This window comes from Bacillus pretiosus (assembly GCF_051294775.1).
Taxonomy (GTDB): Bacteria; Bacillota; Bacilli; order Bacillales; family Bacillaceae_G; genus Bacillus_A; species Bacillus_A wiedmannii.
In genome coordinates this window covers 1-284 of the sequence record NZ_JBPPHF010000539.1, presented here as the reverse complement: position 1 = coordinate 284, position 284 = coordinate 1, and the positions used below count along the sequence as shown (strand labels likewise).

Here is a 284-nt window from a genome sequence, read left to right as displayed (position 1 = left end):
CTTTTTCATCTTTCAAAACCATACCTTGCGGCGTATCACGCGGATACAAAATAGCAAATGGTTTGTCTTCTGTCGCTGTTGTTTGAACATCTACTTGCGCTCTAGACATATTTTGTTTCGTATCAAATGCACCTTTATCAAATTTCGCATCAAATTTCACTTTTGAGTAATCTACTTTCACAAGAACATTTTGATCATTATCCATTAACTTCACCGAAACTGGTGTTAAATCACTTTTCTTCACTGTAATCTCTTGTTTCGGCAACATGTTTTGATGTTGATTG

At 35.2% G+C, this 284-nt stretch carries 1 pseudogene; it reads right to left on the bottom strand.

The window, feature by feature from the left end:
• A pseudogene (locus ACSG5Z_RS32075) lies at positions 1-284 on the bottom strand (outer membrane lipoprotein carrier protein LolA); the annotation flags it as partial.